Annotated in this window: 18 protein-coding genes and 1 pseudogene; 5 read left to right on the forward strand and 14 right to left on the reverse strand. The window is 73.5% G+C overall.

Annotation, left to right across the window (positions count from 1 at the left end; genetic code table 11):
* Window positions 1-61: 61 nt before the first annotated feature.
* A complete protein-coding gene (locus ACSUPT_RS11695) occupies window positions 62-454 on the forward strand; it encodes an SsgA family sporulation/cell division regulator (RefSeq protein WP_351964345.1) in 393 nt (130 codons plus the stop codon).
* 231 nt (window positions 455-685) lie between these two features.
* Here the strand turns inward: ACSUPT_RS11695 and ACSUPT_RS11700 are convergent, their stop codons facing one another.
* Window positions 686-2,893, reverse strand: a complete 2,208-nt coding sequence (locus tag ACSUPT_RS11700; protein ID WP_436944214.1) for an MMPL family transporter — start codon at window positions 2,891-2,893, stop codon at window positions 686-688.
* A gap of 211 nt (window positions 2,894-3,104) precedes the next feature.
* Window positions 3,105-3,680 carry a TetR/AcrR family transcriptional regulator gene (locus ACSUPT_RS11705; protein ID WP_351964347.1) on the reverse strand — a complete coding sequence of 192 codons (576 nt, stop codon included), beginning with the start codon at window positions 3,678-3,680 and terminating at the stop codon, window positions 3,105-3,107.
* A gap of 353 nt (window positions 3,681-4,033) precedes the next feature.
* Between ACSUPT_RS11705 and ACSUPT_RS11710 the strand changes: the two genes are divergently transcribed.
* Window positions 4,034-7,642: a S41 family peptidase gene (locus tag ACSUPT_RS11710; protein WP_436944215.1), complete on the forward strand. Its 3,609-nt coding sequence runs from the start codon at window positions 4,034-4,036 to the stop codon at window positions 7,640-7,642.
* An 18-nt stretch (window positions 7,643-7,660) separates the two neighbouring features.
* On the opposite strand, the gene ACSUPT_RS11715 is transcribed toward ACSUPT_RS11710, so the two are convergent.
* From ACSUPT_RS11715 to ACSUPT_RS11745, 7 genes and pseudogenes are all read right to left on the reverse strand, one after another.
* Entirely contained in the window at window positions 7,661-7,837 is a 177-nt protein-coding gene (locus tag ACSUPT_RS11715; RefSeq protein ID WP_351964349.1) for a hypothetical protein, read from the reverse strand.
* On the reverse strand, window positions 7,834-8,034 hold the full coding sequence (locus tag ACSUPT_RS11720) for a hypothetical protein (RefSeq protein WP_399218944.1): 201 nt from the start codon (window positions 8,032-8,034) through the stop codon (window positions 7,834-7,836). Before ACSUPT_RS11720 ends, ACSUPT_RS11715 begins: the two co-directional genes overlap by 4 nt.
* A 78-nt stretch (window positions 8,035-8,112) precedes the next feature.
* Window positions 8,113-9,294: a helix-turn-helix transcriptional regulator gene (locus tag ACSUPT_RS11725; protein ID WP_436944216.1), complete on the reverse strand. Its 1,182-nt coding sequence runs from the start codon at window positions 9,292-9,294 to the stop codon at window positions 8,113-8,115.
* A gap of 236 nt (window positions 9,295-9,530) precedes the next feature.
* The gene (locus ACSUPT_RS11730; RefSeq protein WP_361655655.1) at window positions 9,531-9,731 is read right to left on the reverse strand and encodes a hypothetical protein; all 201 of its coding nucleotides are present in this window, start codon (window positions 9,729-9,731) and stop codon (window positions 9,531-9,533) included.
* 96 nt (window positions 9,732-9,827) lie between these two features.
* Window positions 9,828-10,709, reverse strand: a complete 882-nt coding sequence (locus ACSUPT_RS11735) for an SDR family oxidoreductase (protein WP_351964353.1) — start codon at window positions 10,707-10,709, stop codon at window positions 9,828-9,830.
* Window positions 10,710-10,960: 251 nt separating this feature from the next.
* Window positions 10,961-11,884: pseudogene (locus ACSUPT_RS11740) on the reverse strand (alpha/beta fold hydrolase); the annotation flags it as partial.
* A complete protein-coding gene (locus tag ACSUPT_RS11745; protein ID WP_404147477.1) occupies window positions 11,881-13,482 on the reverse strand; it encodes a flavin-containing monooxygenase in 1,602 nt (533 codons plus the stop codon). The gene ACSUPT_RS11745 and the pseudogene ACSUPT_RS11740, both read right to left, overlap by 4 nt.
* A gap of 153 nt (window positions 13,483-13,635) precedes the next feature.
* On the opposite strand from ACSUPT_RS11745, the gene ACSUPT_RS11750 reads away from it, so the two are divergent.
* Complete coding sequence (locus tag ACSUPT_RS11750) at window positions 13,636-14,262, forward strand: MerR family transcriptional regulator (RefSeq protein ID WP_351964567.1); 627 nt, start codon at window positions 13,636-13,638, stop codon at window positions 14,260-14,262.
* Window positions 14,263-14,325: 63 nt separating this feature from the next.
* Here ACSUPT_RS11750 and ACSUPT_RS11755 read toward each other — a convergent pair whose 3' ends face one another.
* From ACSUPT_RS11755 to ACSUPT_RS11770, 4 genes are all read right to left on the reverse strand, one after another.
* Window positions 14,326-14,706, reverse strand: coding sequence for a hypothetical protein (locus tag ACSUPT_RS11755; protein WP_351964355.1), 381 nt, complete (start codon window positions 14,704-14,706; stop codon window positions 14,326-14,328).
* A 101-nt stretch (window positions 14,707-14,807) separates the two neighbouring features.
* Window positions 14,808-15,752 (reverse strand): DUF6528 family protein, encoded by a 945-nt coding sequence (locus tag ACSUPT_RS11760; RefSeq protein ID WP_436944217.1) that lies wholly within the window; start codon window positions 15,750-15,752, stop codon window positions 14,808-14,810.
* Window positions 15,753-15,863: 111 nt separating this feature from the next.
* Entirely contained in the window at window positions 15,864-16,775 is a 912-nt protein-coding gene (locus ACSUPT_RS11765) for a helix-turn-helix transcriptional regulator (RefSeq protein ID WP_436944218.1), read from the reverse strand.
* Between the two features lie 717 nt (window positions 16,776-17,492).
* The gene (locus tag ACSUPT_RS11770) at window positions 17,493-18,599 is read right to left on the reverse strand and encodes a helix-turn-helix domain-containing protein (protein WP_436944219.1); all 1,107 of its coding nucleotides are present in this window, start codon (window positions 18,597-18,599) and stop codon (window positions 17,493-17,495) included.
* Between the two features lie 357 nt (window positions 18,600-18,956).
* Here ACSUPT_RS11770 and ACSUPT_RS11775 point away from each other — a divergent pair, with 357 nt between their 5' ends.
* Window positions 18,957-19,223: a hypothetical protein gene (locus tag ACSUPT_RS11775; RefSeq protein WP_361655643.1), complete on the forward strand. Its 267-nt coding sequence runs from the start codon at window positions 18,957-18,959 to the stop codon at window positions 19,221-19,223.
* 22 nt (window positions 19,224-19,245) lie between these two features.
* Here ACSUPT_RS11775 and ACSUPT_RS11780 read toward each other — a convergent pair whose 3' ends face one another.
* Complete coding sequence (locus tag ACSUPT_RS11780) at window positions 19,246-20,043, reverse strand: exodeoxyribonuclease III (RefSeq protein ID WP_361655640.1); 798 nt, start codon at window positions 20,041-20,043, stop codon at window positions 19,246-19,248.
* A 57-nt stretch (window positions 20,044-20,100) separates the two neighbouring features.
* Between ACSUPT_RS11780 and ACSUPT_RS11785 the strand changes: the two genes are divergently transcribed.
* The gene (locus tag ACSUPT_RS11785) at window positions 20,101-20,586 is read left to right on the forward strand and encodes a GNAT family N-acetyltransferase (RefSeq protein ID WP_351964361.1); all 486 of its coding nucleotides are present in this window, start codon (window positions 20,101-20,103) and stop codon (window positions 20,584-20,586) included.
* Window positions 20,587-20,626 lie beyond the last annotated feature (40 nt).

A 20,626-nucleotide genomic window follows, 5' to 3' on the forward strand; every position in this document is an offset into this window, starting at 1 on the left:
TGGCCCGGCGATCCGGGGGTACACGTCAGCCTCAGGTGACGGCGAGTGTGAGGAGCCCGCGATGTGCCCCGCCGACGTACACCCCGAGGAGGCCCGGCCTGCCGGGGAAGACGAGCCCCGTCCGGTGGAGGTGCGGGCGCGGGGTCTCGTGGTGACCGACGGCCCGCTCTCCCGGCCGGTGCCGGTGGCGCTGCGCTACGGGCCGGACGTGGAGCCCGGCTGTGTGCGCTTCGCGCTGCCGGGCGGCAGCTGGACGTTTCCGCGCGAGCTGCTGGAGACGGGGCTGCGGGCGCCCGCCCACGACGGTGACGTGGACGTGTGGCCGTGCGGGCGGGTGCAGACGGTGGTCGAGTTCCATTCCCCGGACGGCACGGCCGTGCTGGTCCAGTTCGACACGTCGGCCCTGCGCGGCTTCCTGCGGCGCACGTACGCCGCGACGCCGGTCCCTCACTGACCCTGCCCGCACGGGCCCCGCGCCCTACTGAACGGCCCGCACCGGCCCGGCGTGCCCCACTGGGCCTCCGCACCGGCCCGCGTACCCGTACTGAGCGTCCCGCACCGGCCCGTGCCCCGTTCCGGTCCCGGGCGCGCGCGTGCCGCACGCGGCGGGGCGGGGCGCCGCCCGGACGGGGTGGCCGCGCGGTGCGGCACCTCGTCCGGGGACGCCCCGCCCCGGTGAACGGCGTCAGGCGCGTACGAGCTCGCGCTCCGGCTCGCCCGGTCGCCCGCCCTCGTCGCCGAGCCGCTTGCGCAGCCCCTCGCCCTCGACGTCCACGTTCGGCAGGACCCGGTCCAGCCAGCGCGGCAGCCACCAGGCCTTGTGGCCGAGGAGGGCCAGGACGGCCGGGACGATGGCCATGCGCACGACGAACGCGTCGAACAGGACGGCCGCGGCCAGACCGAAGCCGATCATCTTGACCATCTGCTCGCTGGCCCCGATGAACCCGGCGAACACCGCGATCATGATGACGGCCGCGGCGGTGACCACCCGCGCCCCGTGGCGGAAGCCGGTGACGACCGCCTCGCCGGGCCGCTCGCCGTGGACGTACGCCTCGCGCATCCGCGTCACGAGGAACACCTCGTAGTCCATGGCCAGGCCGAAGACGACACCCACCATGAAGATCGGCATCATGCTCATGATCGGGCCGGTCTGCTCCACGCCGAACACCGAGCCGAGCCAGCCCCACTGGAAGACCGCGACGACGGCGCCGAGCGCGGCGACCACCGACAGCAGGAAGCCGAGGGCGGCCTTGAGCGGCACGAGCACGGACCGGAAGACGACCATCAGCAGCAGGAACGCGAGGCCGACGACGAGCGCCAGATAGGGCAGCAGCGCGTCGTTCATCTTCTGCGAGAAGTCGATGTTCATCGCGGTCTGGCCGGTGACGAGGATGTCGTCGCCGGTCTTCTCGCGGATGTCGTGGACGAGGTCCTCGGTGGCCGTGGAGGACGGGCGGTCCTTCGGCACGACGGTGATCATGGCCGTGTCGCCGGCCTTGTTCGGCGTGGGCGGGGTGACCGCGGCGACGCCGTCGAGGCCCTTGATCGTGTCCGCGGCCTTGGCGGCGGCGGCCTTGTCGCCGTCCACGACGACCATCAGCGGACCGTTGAAACCGGGCCCGAACCCGTCGGACAGCAGGTCGTACGCGCGGCGCTGGGTGGTGGAGGTCGGCTGGGCGCCGTCGTCCGGGAGGCCCATCTCCAGCGACGCGGCCGGCACGGCGAGCGCGCCGAGTCCGACGACGCCGATGAGCAGGACGGTGACCGGGCGGCGCAGCACGAACCGGGCCCAGCGGGTGCCCGCGTTCGGCTTGGCCGCGTCGGCGGCCTCGGCGACCGCGCCGGCGGCGTTCCCGCCCTCGGCGAGGGCCTTGCGGGCCTTGCGGCCGAGGATGCGCTTGCCCGCGTAGCCGAGCAGCGCCGGGATGAAGGTGAGCGCGATCAGTACGGCGATGGCGACCGTGCCGGCGGCGGCGACGCCCATCTTCGTCAGCATCGGGATGTTGACGACGGCGAGGCCGACCAGGGCGATGACGACGGTCAGGCCGGCGAAGACGACGGCGGAGCCCGCCGTGCCGACGGCTCGTCCGGCCGCGTCCTCGGGCTCGCGGCCCTCGGCCAGCTCGGCGCGGTAGCGGGAGACGATGAACAGGGCGTAGTCGATGCCGACGGCGAGGCCGATCATCGTGGCGAGGGTGCCGGTGGTGGAGCCGAGGTCCAGCACGTTGGCGAGGGCGGTGATCGACGAGACGCCGATGCCGACACCGATGATCGCGGTGAGCAGCGGCAGCCCGGCCGCGACGAGCGAGCCGAAGGTGATGACGAGGACGATCCCCGCGACGACCACACCGATGATCTCGCCGGTGCCGGTCTCGGGCATCGCCTGGAGGGCGTCACCGCCGATCTCGACGGTCAGTCCGCCGTCCCGCGCCTCCTCACCGGTCTCGGTGAGCGCGTCGCGCGTCGCGTCGGTCAGCTCCATGCCGTTGACCTTGTACGACACATGGATGTACGCGGTCGCGCCGTCCCGCGACACGGCCTGCGCGGCGTACGGGTCGGTGACGTTGGCTATCTGGTCCGAGCCGGCGCGCAGATCGGCGACGGCCTTGTCGACGCGGGCCTTGTTCGCCGGGTCGGTCATCTTCTGGCCGTCGGGCGCCTTGAAGACGACCCGCGCGGTGGCGCCGTCGGCACTGCCGCCGGGGAATCGTTCCTCCAGCAGGTCGAAGGCCTTCTGGGCCTCCGTACCGGGCATGGAGAAGGAGCTGGAGGTGGCTGCGGGCGCGGTCGCGGCACCGGCCCCGGCGACCGCCAGCAGCGCGACCCACAGGAGGGTCACGAGGTGGCGGCGCCGGAAGGCGAACCGGCCGAGTCTGTAGAGGAACGTGGCCACTGGGGCGTACTCCCGAGGTGAGTGGACGGGGCAGGACATGGGGAGTCGGCCCGACAGCGTGAGCGGTACGTGTCAGGTGCTGGTGGTGCTGGTGGTGCTGGTCGCGGGCGGCGGCGCGGTCCGGCTGGGGAGCGCCGGGGCCGGCCGGCCCGTACGGCCCCCGTCCCTGGCGGGCCGGGGTCCGGTGGTCCGCCCCTCGCGGGGCGGGGGGCTAGGGCGCGCCGAGGGCGGGGAGCACGACGGCGTCCACATAGGCGGAGAGGTACGCCTGGTCGACCGGCCGGTCCTCGATGAGGGGCCGGGCGACGAAGGCGCCGATCATCATGTGCGGGACCAGGCCGAGCGCCGGGTTGTCGGCGGCGACCTCGCCCCGCTCCACGGCGCGGCGCAGCACCTGGTCGAGCCCGGTCATCTCCGGTTCGATCAGCAGCTCGCGCAGCGCCTGGTGCAGTTCCGGATGCTCGCTGACCGCGTGGGCGAGACCCTGCATCATCGCGGAGTCCTTGGCCATGCGGCAGTCGTCGGAGCGCCCGATGATCTCGTGGAAGTCGCCCCGGAGCGTTCCGGTGTCGATCTCCGCGATATCGACGGGCTTGTGGTGCCGCAGCGACTGCGCGACCAGTTCGGGCTTGCTCCCCCACTGGCGGTAGAGGGTGGCCTTGCTGGAGCGCGTGCGCGCGGCGATGGCGTCCATGGTGAGCCCGTCGTACCCGACCTCGCCGAGGAGGTCGATGACGGTCTCGTACAGCTCCGACTCGCGTTCCGGGGTGAGTCTGCTGCGGGCCATGGGCGTGTCCATCCGAACGAAACGGTTTCGTACAGCTCAGGGTAGGCGAGGGGTTGAGCGAAACGAAACCGTTTCGTACGTGTCCTGGGTCACGCGTCGGTGCGGGGGGCGTGGCCGGGGGCGGGCGTGCGGGCCGGGGCGTGCGGCCGGGCCGGGGCGGCCGCGCGGGCGGTGGCCGGCGGCGTGCGGTCGGCGGGCGTGCGGCCAGGCGCGGGGCGGGCCTCGGGGACGGTAGCGAGGGGGTGTGGGGTGCGGGTCCGGGGGAAGGCGGGCGGGATGACAGGTCGGCGGGAACATCTGACCGGTGGGCCGGTCGAGTTGCCGCGCCCGGCGCACGCGGAAAGCATGAAAGCGTGAGCAGTGACGGCGCGTACCTCCGGTATCCCCACGTCCACGACGATCTGCTGTGCTTCGCGGCGGAGGACGATCTCTGGATCGCCCCGCTCGTCGCCGACGGCGAGTCCCCCGGCCGCGCCTGGCGGCTCACCGTCGACCGGACCAGAGTCGGCCACCCGCGCTTCTCGCCGGACGGCCGGCACATCGCGTACACGAGCTGGCGCAGCCTCGACCCGGAGATCCACCTCCTGCCCGTCGAGGGCGGCCCGGCGCGCCGCCTGTCGTACTGGGGGTCGCTGGACACGCGGGTCTGCGGCTGGGACCCGGACGGCAACATCCTGGCGGTCGCCTCGCACGGGCAGCCGTTCTCGCACTTCTCCTGGGCGTACAAGGTGTCCGTGGACGGCAGCCCCGGGCGCCGCCTGCCGTGGGGGCCGTGCGCCGACATCCAGGTCGCGGACGTCGACGGCGAGCACCGCACGCTGCTGCTGACGGGCAAGCCGCCGCACGAGCCCGCCGCGTGGAAGCGCTACCGGGGCGGGGCGACCGGCCGGCTGTGGCTCCACGGCGAGCGGCTGCTGCCCGATCTGGGCGGGCACCTGGACTGCGCGATGTTCGTGGGCGGCAGGATCGCGTTCCTGTCGGACCACGAGGGCGTCGGCAACCTCTACTCGTGCCTGCCCGACGGCTCCGACCTGCGGCGCCACACCGACCACGACGCCTTCTACGCCCGGCACGCCTCGTCGGACGGGCGCCGCGTCGTCTACCAGTGCGCGGGCGACCTGTGGATGGTGGACGCGCTGACGCCGGACGCCCGGCCCCGGAAGCTGGCGGTGCGCCTCGGGGGGCCGCGCGCGGGACGGCGCACCTACCAGGTGCCGGCCGCGCAGCACATCCAGTCGGTGGCCGTGGACGAGACCGGGCGGGCGAGCGCGGTGTGCGTACGGGGCAGCCTGTACTGGCTGACGCACCGGGACGGCCCGGCGCGGTCGATCGCGGACACGCCGGGCGTACGGGTGCGGCTGCCGGAGATGCTGGACGGGGGCCGGGTCGCGTACGTGACGGACGCGGAGGGCGAGGACGCGGTGGAGATCGCGTACCTGCCCCGCGCCAGCGGCCAGCGCCCGCCGCGCCGCCTGGCCGCCGGCCGGCTGGGCCGCGTACTGGAGATGGTCTCGGACCCGGACGGCAACCGGCTGGCCATCGCCTCGCACGACGGGCGGCTGCTGCTGCTCGACGCGTCGGAGGAGGCGGTGGAGGCGGCGGGCGAGCCGGCCGACGAGCCGCCGAGGAAGGGCCGGCTGCGGAAGCTGACGCTGCCGGAAGCGGGAGCGGACGCCGATGCGGGCGTGGGCGACGCGGGCGCGGGCACGGGTGCCGATGCGGGCGCGGGCGACGCGGGCGCGGGCGCGAGTGGGCCCGGGGCGGCCGGGGCGGAAGAGGCGCCGGCCGGGACCGGGGCGACGGACATCGTGGACCCGCCGGTGACCCCGGAGCCGCTCGGCGCGGAGGCCCCGCCCCCGGACGACCCGGCCCCGGCGGAACCCCCTACGCCCGGCACGGACCCCGCCGGTCCGGCCGGTCCCGCCGCGGGGGGCTCGGCGCCCGGCGACGGCCTGGTCACGGAGCTGGTCCGCTCCGACAACGGCCCCGTGCGGGACATGGCGTTCTCGCCCGACGGGCAGTGGCTGACCTGGTCGCATCCGTTCATCGGCCGGTCGCTGCGGCAGATCAAGATGGCCCGCATCAAGGACCGCATGGTCGTGGACGTGACGGACGGCCGGTTCGAGGACGAGAGCCCGGTCTTCACACGGGACGGCCGGTATCTGGCGTTCCTGTCGTGGCGCGGCTTCGACCCGGTGTACGACGTGCACACCGGGGACCTGTCGTTCCCGCTGGGCTGCCGCCCCTACCTCGTACCGCTGGCGTCGACCACGCCGTCGCCGTTCGCGCTGTCGCCCGAGGGGCGCCCGGCGGCGGGCGGCCTGGACCTGGGCGACGACGAGCAGGCGGGCGACGGGACCGTGCTGGTCGAGGTGGAGGGCCTGGAGAGCCGGGTGACGCCGTTCCCGGTCGCCGCGTCGAAGTACTCGTCGCTGCACCCGGTGAGCGGCGGCGGACTGGTGTGGCTGCGGTGGCCGATCTCGGGCGCGCTGGGCGAGACGTTCGTGAACCCGTCCGACCCCTCCGAGCGGCCGACGCTGGAGCACTTCAACCTCACGAAGGCCCGCAAGTCCGAGCTGGTGGCGCACCTGGACTGGTTCGCGGTGAGCGGCGACGGGACGCGGCTGGTCGTCGTCGACGAGGGCGATCTGCGGGCCGTCCCGGCGAACGAGATCGGCGACGCGGACACGACGGTGTACGTGGACGTGCGGCGCATCCAGCACGAGGTGGACCCGGGCGCCGAGTGGCGGCAGGCGTACGACGAGGCGGGCCGGATCACCCGCGCGTACTTCTGGGAGCCGGGCATGGCGGGCATCGACTGGGACGGGGTGCTGGACCAGTACCGGCCGCTGGTCGAACGGGTCGCGTCGCCGGACGAGTTCGCCGACCTGCTGCGGGAGGTGCTGGGCGAGCTGGGCACGTCCCACGCGTACGTGACGCCCGCGCGGCGCAACGAGGGCCCGCCGCACTACCAGCGGGCGATGGGCCTGCTGGGCGCCAACCTGGTGTGCCGGGACGGCAAGTGGGTCGTCAAGCGGATCCTGCCGGGTGACTCGTCGGACTCCAAGGCGCGTTCGCCGCTGGCGGGCACGGGCATCCGGGAGGGGGCGGTGCTGACGCATGTGGACGGGCGGCCCGTGGACCCGGTGACGGGGCCGTACCCGCTGCTGGCGGCGGCCGGCGGGACGACGGTGGAGCTGACGTTCGCGCCGGGGAACGGCGAGTCGGGGCGGCCGAGGCGGGTCGCGGTGGTGCCGCTGATCGACGAGCGCCCGCTGCGCTACCAGGACTGGGTGGCCAAGCGGCGGGAGGTCGTACGGGAGTTGAGCGACGGGCGGTGCGGCTACCTGCACATCCCGGACATGGGCGGCTCGGGGTGGGCGCAGTTCAACCGGGACCTGCGCCTGGAGGTGTCGCGGCCGGCGCTCATCGTGGACGTGCGGGGCAACGCGGGCGGGCACATCAGCGAACTGGTCGTGGAGAAGCTGACGCGCCGCATCCTGGGCTGGGACCTGACGCGCAACGCGCAGCCCGTGTCGTACGCGTCGAACTCGCCGCGCGGCCCGGTGGTGGCGCTGGCGGACGAGGCGACCTCGTCGGACGGCGACATGATCACGGCGGTGTTCAAACTCCAGGGCCTCGGGCCGGTGGTGGGCCTGCGCACCTGGGGCGGCGTGGTCGGCATGACGGGCCGCCACCGGCTGGGCGACGGCACGGTGATCACGGTGCCGATGAACGCGGCGTGGTTCGAGGCGTACGGCTGGGGCGTGGAGAACCACGGCGTGGAACCGGACATCGAGATCGAGCGCACCCCGCTGGACTGGGCGGAGGGCCGCCACCGCCAGCTGGCGGACGCGGTGGACCTGGCGCTGGAGCTGCTGAAGAAGCACCCCCCGTCGAGCCCCCCGGACTACTCCGCCACCCCCGACCTCTCCCGCCCGCCACTGCCCCCGAGGCTGTGAGCCCGGGGGACGTGCGGTTCAGTCACCCCTCGCCCGGCAGCGGGGGCAGGCGCAGGGCGGCCAGACGGAGGTGTGCAGGGGGGCGAGCCGGTCACGGCTGTGGACGACCGTGCGGTCGCCCCAGGTCCGCCCGCCGTCCCGCGACACCCGCAGCGTGAGCAGCGGGCGCTCGTCGCGGGGCTCCGGCGCGGTCACCGGTGGGCCTGCTGGTGGCGCCGCAGCAGGACGTTGCAGTCGGAGACGGCGGACATGTCGCCCCGCGCCCGCGCCCCGCCCCGTAACCCGGCCAGCCCCGCGCACTCGGCACACCCGGCGACGGGGACGGGCTCGGGGGGCGGCCAGAGCCCGGAAACGACCGTCCGGGCGCTGTCACATGTGGGTTCCTCGATCATGTGAACCGACGCTAGAGGCGGCGCTGACCAGCCACAATGGCAGTTCTGTCGCCGCCTCGCGCGTAGTGCCACGCAGTGTCACACGGGCAGGCCGACCGTGTCGGCGAGGGAGCGCATCGTGTCGGTGAGCGTCCGCCGCCGGGCGACGATGCGGCCGAGGATGTCGCGGGCGTAGCGCTGGTTCGGCAGCCACTGCGGGGCGGCGGCGCGGATGGCGGTCAGCGTCTCGACGGCGGGCCCGTACTGCCGGGTGGCCGTGTACGCGTTGGCCACGTCCAGCAGGTGGCGGTTGCGGTTGTTGGAGGTGGGGCGCATGCCGCCCTTCGGGATCCGGGCCGCCAGACTCAGCACCACGTCGGGGCGGTCCATGACCATGGCGTTCTCCGTCCGCTTCAGGGTCACGGTGACGGGGCCGAACGCCCTGAGGAAGTCGCCGTCCGGGGCGAACTCCCTCCCCATGGCGACGGCGGCGGCGTGGGCGAGGCGCAGGGCGTCCTCGGCCTCGTCGGACCTGTTGTCCCGTACGGCGGCCGCCGACAGGCGCAGCAGCAGCCAGCCCCACGCGCTCAGCTCGTCGGGCGTCGCCCGTGACAGGCGCGGCTCCGTCTCGTCGGCCCACCGGATGGCCAGCTCACGCGCCTCGCCGAGACGGCCCTGCCGCAGGAGCAGCCAGCACATGGTGCTCACGGTGGAGGCCCCTTGCAGCCGGTCCGCCGAACCGTCGAGCGCGGCCCCGAGAGCCGACTCGGCGGCGTCGAACTGGCGGGTCTGCGTCAGGAGCCAGCCCGTGAGCTGCAGAAGCCGTACCCGCAGGGGGTGCCCCTGCGGGTCGAGCCGGGCCAGCACGTCGGTGTCACGCAGCAGGGCGGGCAGGACCGCGCGCAATTCCTCGAACCGGTCGCCGGAGAACAGCGGCAGAGCGGCGCCGAGTGCCGCGGCGACGCCCTGCGCGGTGGGCGGTTCGTCCGGTTCGGCGGCGACACCGGCCGGGTCGGCGAGAGCCTGCCTGACGGGCGCCCACGCGTCGAGTACGGCGGCGCCGGCCCCCTCCTCGGCGGGCTCCACCACGAGGGACGAGGTGGGCACCCGGAGCGTCGCGGCGAGCCGCCGTACGGTCTCCAGGCGCGCGTCCCTCCGCTCGCCCTGCTCCAGTTTCCGGATGAGCGACACGGACACCCCGGACTCGCGCGCAAGCCCCAGCTGCGTCAGCCCGCGCCGCTTCCGCACGTCCCTGAGCCGGTTACCCAAGTGAGCAGCCACACACCGAGAGTACGCCCGGAGCATGCGCCTCTGCGCGTACGACCCCGCGTCCGGCGGGGAGTTGGCCCGCCCGGCGCCGTGCGGCCCATCGCACCGGCCGGGAGCGGAGCCCTCGCCTGGGGCGGCGGGTCCATGTCCTGTGTGCACACGGCGCGTTCGGCGCACCGCCGCAGCCGGACGCCCCGGCCGGCCGTGATGGCCGGGCGGGGCGCCGGGGAAGGGGCCGGGGCGGGACGTCAGACCTCGTAGTCCTCGTCCATCGCGCTCTGCCTGTCGCGCATGGACATGTCCTCGCGGCCGCGCTCGGACTCGCCCTGCTTCTTGCCCTTGCGCTGCTGCATGCGCTGCTGCGCCTCGTCCTTCATGCCCTGAGCGCGCTCCTTGCCCTGCTGCTGAAGCTGCTCGGCCTTGTCCTTGAACTGGTCAGAGATGCCCATAGCGGGTGTCACTCCTACACGGGAGGGGGGAACGCGGAGCCCTGAGCGGCCCCGCGCCGACCAGCCTGGCATGAGCGGACATACCGCGCATTTCGATCAGTCACGCTCCGCACGCGCCCGCTCGTCGGCGGCGCCCCCGGCGCCCACCAGCCCCCTGGACACACCCGCCAGCCGGGGTTCGAAGCGCCGCATCTCGCGCTGGCCCACCGCCGTGATGAGCGACGGCAGATACCCCCGTACGGACTGCATCCCGCGCAGCCACCACTGGGCGTACACATGGGCCGAGCGCCGCTCGATGCCCTGCACCAGCCGGTCGACGGCCGGCCCCAGCGGGTACGTGCGGTTCGACGGCCACGGCAGCCGCTGCCGCAACTCCCGCATCACCTCGTCCTGGTCGGCCCCGCGCACCATGTCGGTGTCGGTCCACGACAGGTAGCCGACGCCGACCCTCACGCCCCGGTGCGCGACCTCGGCGCGCAGGCTGTGCGCGAACGCCTCCACGCCCGACTTGGACGCGCAGTACGCCGTCATCATCGGCGCCGGCGTGATCGCGGCGAGCGAGGCGATCTGGAGGAAGTACCCCCGGCTCTCCAGCAGTACGGGCATGAACGCCCGCCCGGTGACGGCGCCGCCGATGAGGTTGACCTCGATGACGCGGCGCCACGCGACCGGGTCGGAGTCGGCGAACGGACCGCCCGTCGCGACACCGGCGTTGGCGACGACGATGTCGACCTTGCCGAAACGCTCCTTCACCTCGGCCGCGACCCGCGCCATCGTCTCGTGGTCGGTCACGTCCGCGTGCCACCAGTCGCTGTCGGTGTGCAGCCGCTCCGCGACCCGCTTCAGCTCGTCCGGCTCCAGGCCCACGAGCGCGATCTTCGCGCCGCGCGCGGACAGCTTGCGGGCCAGCAGCTCGCCGACACCGCGCGCGCCGCCCGTGACGACGGCGACTTGCCCTTCGAGGCTGACCCTGCTCATACGGATTCCTCTTTTGTCTGGTCCTCATGGTGAGGCGCGTCGGTACGGGGGAGGTCGCTGTGTGGGGTGTCGTTCTGAGGCTTGGTCTCGGCCTGAGGCTTGGTTTCGGTCTGAGACTTGGTGCCGGCCTGAGACTTGATCTCGGCCTGAGACTTGGTGCCGGCCTGAGACTTGGTGTCGGCCTGAGGCGTGGTGTCGGTGTCGCGCGGGGTTTCGGTGCGGGGGGCGGGCACGGCCCGGTCCCGCTCGGCCTCCGGCCCGGCGGCGGTACGAGAGGTCTCCGCGTCCCGCAGATACGTCGCGGTCAGCTCCCGCAGCCGTGCCGTCACGGCCTCGGGTGCCTCCACGGGCGTCATGTGCCCGATGCCCGGCAGGATGTCGAGGCCCACGCACTGCGGCAGGGCGTCGGCGAGGGCGCGGGCGTGGACGGGCGGGGTGAGCCGGTCGGCGGTGCCCGCGACCACCACGGTCGGCACGTCCAGCTCCCGCACGCCCGCCTCCAGGTCGAGCCCGGCGAGCACATGCGACCAGGCGACCCGCACGGCGCGCGGGCAGGCGTGCACGATCCTGGCGCACTCGGCGACCCTGTCCGGCGCCGAACCGGGCCCCATCGTGGCGTACTTGAGGATCGCCTTCGACACGGGCGTGACGGGCCCGAGCGGGGCGCGGGCACCGAGGATCGCGCCGGTGATCCGGGTCCGCAGCGCGCCCGCGCGCAGCGGGAGGACGAGCGCCTCGGGGACCAGGCGGGACGGTCCGGTGCTGCACAGCAGGACGGCCGCGGCGTGGGCGCGCAGCGCGGGGCGGGAGGCGGCCGCCATCAGGGTCATCCCGCCCATGGAGTGCCCTGCCAGCACGGCCTTCTCGCCGGGCGCGAGCGTGGCGGTGAGCACCGCCTCCAGGTCGTCGGCCAGCGCGCGGGTGCTGTAGCCGGACGGTCCGGCGGCGGGCGGGGTCGCGCCGTGGCCGCGCTGGTCGTAGACGACGACCCGGTGGTCGGTGGCGAGGTCCCGCACCTGCGCGGCCCAGAAGTCGGTGGAGCAGGTCCACCCGTGGGCCAGGACGACCGCGGGGGCGCCCTCGGGGCCGTACACCTCGACGTGCAGGGACTGGCCGTCGGTGGAGACGGCGGTCAGGGTGCGGGGCGTGGCCGCCGCGTACGGGGTGGTCTTCACGCCGCCGCCCCCTCGCGGCCGCGCGGCGCCTTGCCGGAGCCGGTGCGGGGCGCTGAGCCGGTTCCGGACGCCGCGGCCGCAGTGCCCGCCGCGCCCGGTCCCGCGGCCTCGCCGGGCGGGCGGACCACCTCGTACTCCCCGAGGTCCACCACGCGCGTCGCGCGCCGGAATTCGGACGTGGTGCCCGGCCACAGGGTCGTGTTGCGGCCGTTGGCGTCGAGGTACCAGCTGTCGCAGCCGCCGGACTTCCACACGGTGCGCTCCATCCGCGCCTGCACCCGCCGGTTCCACGCGGCGACGGCGGAGGGGCGCGGGGCGAGGGCGCGGCCGCCGCCGAGGAGGTCCAGCTGGCGGACGAAGTCGGCCATGTAGTTCAGCTGCGACTCGATCATGAGGATCATCGAGGAGTTCCCGAGCCCGGTGTTGGGGCCGATGACCGTCATGAAGTTGGGGAACCCGGCGGCGGTCGCGCCGCGCAGCGCCTCCATGCCGTCCTTCCACGCCTCGGCGAGCGTGATGCCCTCGGCGCCGACGACGCGCTGCGCGATCGGCATGTCGGTGACGTGGAATCCGGTCCCGAAGATGATCACGTCGACCTCGGCCTCGGTGCCGTCCGCGCCGACGACGGTCCGGCCGCGCACCTCGGACAGGCCGGCGGCGACGACGTCCACATTGGGGCGGGCGACGGCCGGATAGTAGTCGTTGGACAGGAGGATGCGCTTGCAGCCGATCCGGTACGAGGGGGTCAGCTTCGCGCGCAGGGCCGGGTCCTTGACGGCGCGGTGCATGTTCGCCTTGGCGAGCGCCTCGACGAGGGACAGCACCTCGGGCCGCTTGGTGAACGCGCCGACCTGGAGCTCGCGAATGCCCCACAGGATGCCCCGGCGGGCCTTGCCGGTGAAGGGCAGCTGCCGGTGGAGCCAGCGCTCGGGCGCGGTCACCGCCCGGTCGATGCGGGGCATCACCCACGGCGGGGTGCGCTGGAAGAGGGTGAGGCGGCCGACCTTCGGCTGGATGGAGGGGACGATCTGGATGGCGGAGGCACCGGTGCCGATCATCGCGACGCGCTTGCCGGTCAGGTCCTGGTCGTGGTCCCAGCGGGCCGAGTGGAAGACCGTGCCGCCCGCCTCGCGGAAGCCGTCGAGGCCGGGCACGTCCGGGATCCGGGGGTCGGAGAGCGGGCCGGTGGCGGAGACGACCATGTCGGCGGTGAGGGTGCCGCGCGAGGTCTCGATCTCCCAGCGCAGCGCGTCCGCGTCCCAGCGCGCCATCAGCACCTCGTGGCCGAGGCGGAGGTGGGGGCGCAGCCCGAAGGTGTCGGTGACCCGCTCCAGATACGCGCGGATGTGGGGCTGCCCGGAGAAGGTGCGGGGCCAGTCGGGGTTGGGCGCGAAGGAGAACGAGTACAGGTGCGACGGGACGTCGCAGGCGCAACCGGGGTAGCTGTTGTCGCGCCAGGTGCCGCCCACCGAGTCGGACCGCTCCAGGACGACGAAGTCGGTGATCCCCTCGCGGCGGAGCCGGACGGCGGCGCCGAGGCCGCCGAAACCGGAACCGATCACCGCCACTCGTACATGTTCGCGCGCGTGGTCGCTCATGCCGCCTCCCAAGACTCTGCCAGCAATCACTGGCACTGTTGGGAGGGTAGGACAGCTCCCTACTGAGCGGTAGAGGTCGGGACGAGGAAGTTACCCCTGGTACGACATAGGCTTGCGGGCGTGGCGAACGAGGGTGAGGACCGTGAGTACCGCATGGAGGAGCTGGCCGAGGCGGCCGGCATCACCCCCCGGACGCTCCGCTTCTATCGTGAGCGCGGGCTGATACCGCCGCCGCGCCGCGAGGGCCGCATCGCCTGGTACGGCCCGCACCACCTGGCGCGGCTGCGGACGATCGCCGCGCTGCTGGAGCGCGGCCACACGCTGAACGGCATCGCGGACCTGGCCGCCGCGTTCGAGAGCGGCCGGGACGTGGGCGAGGTGCTGGGGCTCGGCGAGCCGACGGAGGAGGAGCCCGTACGGCTCACGCCGGAGCAGCTGGCCGACCACTTCGGCGACCAGGTCACCGCGGAGAACTTCGCCGCCGCGCTGGACCTGGGCTATCTCGCGATGGACGGCGAGCTGATCGTCCATGTGAGCCGCCGGCTGCTGGACGTGTCGTCGGCGCTGGTGCGGGAGGGCGTGCCGCTGGCGGCGGTGCTGGGCGCGGCGCGGGACGTGCGCACCCACGCGGACGCGCTGGCGAAGCTGTTCACGGACCTGCTGCACGAGCACGCCCGCGACCAGGACGCGAAGCGCCTGCGCCCGCTGGCCAAGAGCGTGGTGGACGCGGAGCTGTCGCTGGCGCTGGACCGCAGGCTGCGCGAACTGAGCGGCGGCTGAGGGTCGCACGGCGGTACGGGTACGGGGCGGTGGACGCCGGGCACGTACCCGTACGGCACGCCCTCACGCCAGCAGCAGGACCATCAGGCCGATCGCGAACGCCAGGGTGAGCACCGCGTAGAGGTTGATCTTCCACTTGGGGGCCTCGTACTCCTCGCCGCGCCGGGTCAGCTCCGCGTACCGGACGACCTCCGGCCTGAGAGCGGTCACCGTGAGGGCCAGGGCCAGCATCGACACGCTGTGGATGACGAGCGCCTCCCTCTCCCCGCCGCCCTGCCCGGTGCTGAGGCCGACGACGGAGAACGCCCCGATGGCGGGTACGAGCAGGGAGAGCACCGCGCCCTTGGTACTCCTGAGGCAGAAGAAGAACGCCACAGGGACCAGCGCGGACACGGCGAGCGCCACGATCCACCACTGTCCGCCCGTCAACTGCTCAGCGATCACGCCTCGTTCCCCCAGCCACTCGCGCCGCGCACGTCACGTGTCGGAGAACACCGCCGCGCACCGGGAAAGTTCCCCGGACCCCGGAGCGGCCGCCGGGGCGCTCAGGACGGGTACGGCGGGTACGGGAGGGGGCGCCACCAGCGGGCCTTGTAGATCCCGCCGCCCGGCAGCCGGTGGGCGCCCGAGGGGTGGACGTCGACGGTGGTCGTCCACCAGGGCTCGGCGAGGCCCGGTTCGGGGGCGGTGGACAGGACCCGGCCGGTGAGCGGGTCGTCGCCGACGGCCTTCACGAGGGGGCGGCTGACACGGGCGTCCCGCACGAAGGCGCGGCGGCTCTTGACGTACTGGTAGACGGCCGTGTTGGTGGTGACCCAGAGCCGGTCGGGGTCGCGGGCGACCTGGCCGAGGTCGTGGCCGCCCCGGCTGGGCAGCGGCACCGCGTCCACCTGGCGCAGCCCGCTCCCGTACGGCCGCAGGGCGACGAGCCGGTCCCGGCCGAGCGCCCACAGGACGCGCAGCCGCTCGTCCCACTGCACGCCATGGGCGTCGTCGAGGCGGAAGTCCGCGTACCGGCGGCCGGGCGGCGCCTCGTACCGCCGGACGAGGTCCCCGGTGCTGCCGGCGACCACGACGGAGCCGTCGGGCAGCAGTTCCGCGCTGTGCGGGTTGACGCGGAGGGTGCCGGGCGCGAGCGCGGCGGCCCAGTAGCGGTCACCTGACGGGTAGGCGACGACGGCGGCGAACCCGTACGACGCGGTGGTCAGCAGATAGGTGCGCCCCCGCCATCGCCGCACCTTGGCCTCGTCGGGGTGCACCCAGCTGCGCTCGGGCACGAGATCGGCGTACCGGGGGTCCCCGAGCGGCGAGAACGCCCACCGCTCGGCGGGCGGCCCCCACACCCGCCGGGCCCCGTCGTACACGACGACCCGCCGGGAGGCCTGCTCGGTGACGACGACATCACCCCCGCCGGGACCGGCACCGCCTCCGGGACCGGCACCGCCTCCGGCGAGCAACGCGAACACGACAGCGAGAGCCCCAGCGATCACCCGGCCAACATGCCACCTGAAGCGCGCCACATCGTCACGGCACGCCCGCCCCGCGCCCGCGCCGACACGACATCAGCCCGTACGGCCTCAGAGCCGCTTTCGCTGCGGCGCCTACGCGGCGATGGCGAGGCGGCGCCGAATGGTGGGGACTTCCTTCTCGACCGCCTCCGAACCCTCAGGGGCGAACGCCGCTTGAGGGTTCTCCTGCACCAGGCGCAGCCAGTCACCGACTGTCGACTCCTGAGGGACGGTGATGACGGGGGTCGGCCGCAGGGGAGCGCGCGTGGACAGAACGGTGGCCGTGAACTGGTCCGTCGCTGTCACGAGGATCACGTCATGGGCGAAGCTCGACACGCATTCCATCACCCCGTGCGCAGGCTCCCCCGCGTCGGCGACGAGCAGCACATGGGCTCCTCGCTCGCCGGTCGTCAGATCGAGGCCGGCCAGGTACTTCATGAACCGTGAGAGGTGCTTGCTTTCGAGCTCCTGCACCACCCTGTCCCGCCCAGCGTCGAAGCCCGGTGTGTCAGCGACCGTGAAGTGCAGCGTGACGGCGTTGGCGAGGGCGACGTCGATCTCGGCCATCTCGGCACGCGTCGGGTACGCGGCGCCGTCGTCGAGACCGTGGGCAGCGAGCCACTGGTTGACCTCGCTCCACAGCCAGGCCTGCGATCTGCCCACGGTGCCCTCGGCGGCCGGAAACGGGTCACCCTGCCCCTTGCGGGCGCCGGCGATCCACTGACTGACGTTCTGCCGCGTGCGCCCGGTCCGCTCGGCGATCTCGTGGACACCGACCAGGTCACGGTCGAGTCGGCACACCCTCAGTTGCGGAACGGCCGCGCGGGCGGAGGACACGGCGTTCAGCGCCGCTTCGAAGGCCGAGGCGCCGGAGCCGGTGATGCTGAGCAGGTCCACGCCGCCGGCTCGGGCCAACAGTGCGTCGCACCTCTCTTCCAAGGATGCGACGGCTGCTTGGTCATCCACGTCCACGCCGGAGACGACAAAGGTGAAGTCGTAGTCCATGGTTGGGCCCCCTAGTCCTTCGCCACAGTCGCAGACCCGTTGACTTTCGTCAACAAGAGAATCGTGTGAAATATGGACAAACGTTCCAGCCGCTAGTCGCGCGGCCGCCCGGCGAGGCTGCGATTCACCGCGTCCGGCGGCAGGGGGCAACGGGATGCCATCCGGTTTATTCGACGCGCGTGCGCCCCTTCATTCTGGGGCGAGCCGGAGATCGGGATGGTGGTGCACCGCGCTTCACACGGGCAGTACAGCCGACCCCAATGCGCCTCCTTGCGTAATGTCCACCCCTCGCCCGTCCACCGCTCCAAGGCGCGGCGGACCTCCTTCTTCGGGTGATCGGAGGGGTTGAGCTCGCTCCCTACCATGCGGTTACCACCCTCGCTCACGGACGGACGCCGCGCAGCCCTCGCCGCCCCGGCGCGGGGGCAGGGCCACATCCCGCACGAAAGCGCAGCGGGGATGAACGTCTACCACGGGAGATTGCGCTCCTCTAGTGCCGGCCGCGCGGGAACAGTGATGCCCCGCGAGCGAGATCACCTACGTGTGCCGGAGCAGTAACGCTCCGCCATCAGTACGATACTCCAGATGGCGGACGTCCCTGCAGAAGTCAGAGGGCGCGGGCTCCCGACCGGGGCACGGCTGCGGTGACTTCGCCGCCCCACCGGCGACTGCCACCGGAACGCGTTCCGCGGACCGGCCGGGCGCAGCTCGACGCCCTCAAGCCCGCTCCACCTCGGCCATCAGCAGGCGCAGGGTGAGGGAGTGCTTGTCCGGGGGCAGGGCGTCGAGGGCGGCGCGGGCCTGGGCCACTCCCCCGGACACGTCCCCGGATCGGGCGAGCATGAGGCCGCGGTGGAGGTCCAGGTGCGTGGCGAAGCGGGGCAGTTCGGCGGGCAGTTCGCGGCGGGCGGCGTCCTGGGCCGCCACCGCCGTGGCTTCGTCGCCGAGGCGGGCGGCGAGCAGGGAGACGAAGACGTTCAGCCGCCACCACGGCACCGCGTAGTCGCTGGTCCGCTCGTACGAACCCGCCTTGTCGAACACGCGGCGGCCCTCGTCCATGAGCCGCCGCGCCGTGTCCGCGTCGCCCCGGAGGGCGGCGGCGTGCGCCTTGCCGAAGACGGCGTTCAGCAGGCCGAGCGACGGCCGGTCGCTGATGGCCATGGCCTGGTCGGCCAGCATGTCCGCGACGCCGAGGGCAGCGCCCTCGTACCCGAGCGCGATGGCGGCCCGGCCCCGGACCCACACCCGTGCGTCGGCGTCCCCGGACTCGTCGGCGGCACGGGCGGCCATGCGGTACCAGTTGACCGCCCTGGTGCCGTCGGAGCCGGGGAACGTCTTGGCGTACAGGGTCATGAGCCGCGCGGCGACCGACCACAGCCGGGGGCTGTCCGCCTGCTGCTGCACCACCACCAGCTCACCCGCCACCCGACGCTGGATGTCGGCGGCGCCGAGGCTCATGTACTCGGTCCCGTACGTGGCGAGCTTCGCCTCCCAGTCGTCAGGGGACGGCCCCTTGCCGAGCCGCGCGGCGAACCCCGCGCTGAGCAGGTCGGACGCCACGAAGGGGGCTATGGCGGCTGCGGCGACATCGTTGATGAACGTACGGCGCTTCACTTCACCCTCAAGCACGGCTAGCGGCACGTCGAGGACGGCCGACAGACAACGGAGGTAGTAGGGCCCGGGTGACACCTTGCAACGTTCCCAGCGGCTCACATACTCCCGGTCGAGGTTCGTACCGAACTCCGCGTTGATCTCCGAAGCCAGCCGCCCTTGGGACCAGCCGCGGGCCTTCCGCAGGTCCCTGATCAACTCCCCGATGGCCATGAGCCCATCATGCCCCCGTCCCCCTGCCCGGACGGGGAGTTGAGCCGGCAGGACACCACTTGCCCCTATCGATGCCCCTACTGCGCGGCCGGTGGCCGACCGAACGTAAAGGCACGGGGTCCGACGACCGAGGAGCGAGATGAACGACGAGACGTGGAGCCACTCGGAGGTGATGGCGGACCTCCCGCTGCCCCAGCGGTGGCCGGCGCCTGTCGGCGGGTGTGCCGACTGCGCCGCGTTGGCCGTCTTACGGGGCGGGGCGTGGGAGCGGGGGGACCTTTCCGCCCCTGTCCCCGCTGCCGGACGGCCGAGCGGGCGGTCCGGGGGCGGTCGTGAGGCGGGGCCTACGATGCGGCGGTGGAACTCAGCCAACGTCCCCGGATACCGCTCGCCTGGTGGTGCGTCGCCGCCCTCGTCGCCTTCGCGTGGCATGCCGGGCAGACCGTGCGCCCGCCCGGCTGCGAGGTCACCGTCGTCGCGTTCACCGACGGCTCCGGGGAGCCCTTGCCCGTCGACGGGGAGGACGTGACCTGGGAGGACCTGGACGAGCAGGCCTACCAGGACCTGGTCGCCTCCGGGCGCTGCGCGCCGCCCGCGCCCCGCTGGCAGCACTGGCTCGGCTGAGCCACCCGCGGGCCGCCGGGGCTCAGGTGCCGTACACCGCCGTCACCGGGGCGTGGTCCGACCAGCGGGCCGGGTGGGACTCGGCGCGCTCCACCCACGCCTTCAGCGCGCGGGACGCCAGGCCCGGCGTGGCCATGTGGTAGTCGATGCGCCAGCCCGAGTCGTTGTCGAACGCCCGGCCCCGGTACGACCACCAGGAGTACGGGCCCGCCTGGTCCGGGTGCAGGGCGCGGACCACGTCCACGTACCCCGCCTCGTCGACGACCCGGCCGAACCACTCCCGCTCCTCCGGCAGGAAGCCCGAGCTGTTGCGGTTGGCCCGCCAGTTCTTCAGGTCCGCCTCGCGGTGCGCGATGTTCCAGTCGCCGCACACCAGCACCTCCCGCCCGTCGGCGGCCGCGCGCTCCTTCAGCCCCTTCAGGTACGGCAGGAACGCGTCCATGAAGCGGATCTTCTCGTCCTGCCGCTCCGTGCCGACCTCCCCGGACGGCAGGTACAGGCTCGCCACCGTCACGCCGGGAAGGTCGGCCTCCAGGTAGCGGCCCGACGCGGCGAACTCGTCCACCCCGAAGCCGACCCGCACCGCGTCCGGCTCCCGCCGCGTGTACAGGGACACACCCGCGCGGCCCTTCGCGGCGGCCGGGGCGTGGTATGCGTACCAGCCCTCGGGCGCCCGTACCGCCTCGGGCAGCTGGGACTCCTCGGCCCGCACCTCCTGGAGGCACAGCACATCGGCGGCCGTCCCGGCCAGCCACTCCACGAAGCCCTTCTTCGCGGCGGCGCGGAGTCCGTTGACATTGGCGGTGGTGACAGTGAGCATCCCGGCACAATACGACAGACCCACACCCGCCTCCTGCATAGAAGTACGATGCCCCGCATGAATATACGCCCGATGCCGTTCGACCACCCCGACGCCGTCAAGCTCAACGACGAGGTCCAGCTCGAGTACGCCGAGCGGTACGACGGCGAGGGGGACGAGACCCCGCTCGATCCGGCCATGTTCCAGCCGCCGCGCGGCCTGTACCTGATGGCGTACGACGCGCTCGACCGCCCCGTCGCGACGGGCGGCTGGCGCGCCATGGACGCCAACGGCGAGGGCTACGAGGACGGCGACGCCGAGCTGAAGCGGATGTTCGTCGTGCGCGAGGCGCGCGGCCTGGGCCTGGCCCGCCGCATCCTGGCCCGCCTGGAGGAGGACGCCCGCGCGGCCGGGCGGCGCCGCATGGTCCTGGAGACCGGCACCAAGCAGCCGGAGGCCATCGCGCTGTACCTGTCGAGCGGATACGAGCCGTGCGCCAAGTTCGGCCTGTACCGGCACCACGAGGACAGCCGGTGTTTCGCCAAACCGCTGACCGGCCAGTGAACAAGTGGTGACGCGCTCCTGACAATCCGTGGTGGGCGTG

It is taken from the genome of Streptomyces sp. SudanB25_2051, from assembly GCF_964272635.1.
GTDB lineage: Bacteria > Actinomycetota > Actinomycetes > Streptomycetales > Streptomycetaceae > Streptomyces.